The 1450-nt window shown below is 69.2% G+C and carries 2 protein-coding genes; both read left to right on the top strand.

The genetic code is table 11. The features are described from left to right. On the top strand, nt 1-184 hold a 184-nt coding region (locus tag JNW98_RS35535), incomplete at its 5' end, for a hypothetical protein (RefSeq protein ID WP_223772382.1). 311 nt (nt 185-495) lie between these two features. Then, nucleotides 496-1450: Ig-like domain-containing protein (locus JNW98_RS35530; RefSeq protein WP_263421544.1), on the top strand; the 955-nt coding region annotated here is incomplete at its 3' end.

The raw sequence follows: 1450 nt of genomic DNA, 5'->3' as shown, positions 1-1450 counted from the left end.
CTTCGACGGCGACGGCAAGGCGGACCTGGGCGTCCTCTACAACGGTGGGGAGAACGCCGAAGGCAAGGGCGAGGTGCGGCTGTTCACCTTCGCCGGGCGCGCCGAGGCGGTCGCCCCGCCGGCCGCGGCCTGGGACAGCCGTGGGTTCAGCTCCTGGCGGTGGTACCGCAGCGACCTGGCCTGACACGCCTCCGTACCGACGTACCGACGTACCGACGTACCGACGTACCGACGTACCGACGTACCGACGTACCCACCGGTCTCCCCCCGTCGTGCTGCCGCACTGCGGGGGGCTCCGTTTCCACCGGGCCGGTTGCTCGATCCGAACTTCTTCCGCCTCCGCCGTCACATCCTCGCCACGGGCTTCGTCAGGGTGATGCAGGCACCCACCACCGCGACACCGCACCGCCGATGCGGTTGGCCGTGAACACCAGTTCTCACAAGGACTGTTACGCGCCTGCGCGGTTCCCTACTTCGACGTACCCGGAGATACCCATGCTTCTGAAAAGACCCGCCCGCCGCGGCGCGTCCCTGTTCCTCGTGGCCGCCATCGCGTCGGCCGCCCTGGCCGCCGGGACGGCGGCACAGGCCGAGTCCCGGCAGTCCGACGGCATGCCGGTCGTCTCGACGGGCACCCTCGGCCACGGCGCCGCGGCCGGCAGCCGCGTCACGAGACAGCAGGTGCTGGACCGGGCGCGGGACTGGGCCGCCTACAAGGTCCCGTACAGCAAGAACGGTCTGGAATCGCCCTACAGCTGGTACAAGGACGACGCGACGGGCGGCTGGTACCGCCAGGACTGCTCGGGCTACGTCTCCATGGCCTGGATGCTCAAGGAGAGCCGCAACACCTGGTCCCTGCGCGATGTCACGACCAGGATCAGCACCTCGGAGCTGAAGCCCGGCGACATCCTCAACAACACGCAGACCCACGTCATCATCTTCGCCGGCTGGATCAACAAGGCGGCCCAGACGTTCTACTACTACTCCGAGAGCGGCCGCAGAGTCGTCACCCAGCGCTACAAGGGCGACTTCAACGACTACTGGCTCTCGGGCCACCCCACCGAGGGATACCACGCCTACCGATACAACAACATAGTCGACGGACCGGTCACGCCGGAGCCGGGCGCCGAGGACACCAACGCGAGCCCGGCCGTGGCCAAGGCGACCGGACCGGCCGACCAGGCGATCCTGAGCGGGCAGGTCCCCCTCACGGCGTCGGTCTCCGAGAGCGTCGGCACGCCCACGGGCGCGGAGTTCTACATCGACGGCCGGCTGGTGGACTCCGTCGCCAGCCGCGGTACCGAGTACTCCGCGTCGCTCGACACCACCGAGCTGTCCGACGGCCCGCACACGCTGACCGTCCGGGCCAAGAACGCCGCCGGCAAGGACGGCCCGATGTCCGCCGCCTCCGGTTTCTTCGTCGCCAACAAGGCCGTCCCCAGCACCACGA

It is taken from the genome of Streptomyces huiliensis (assembly GCF_020037025.1).
GTDB classification, from domain to species: Bacteria; Actinomycetota; Actinomycetes; order Streptomycetales; family Streptomycetaceae; genus Streptomyces; species Streptomyces huiliensis.
Note: the sequence above shows the minus strand (reverse complement) of the source record. Positions and strands in the feature narration are given on the sequence as shown.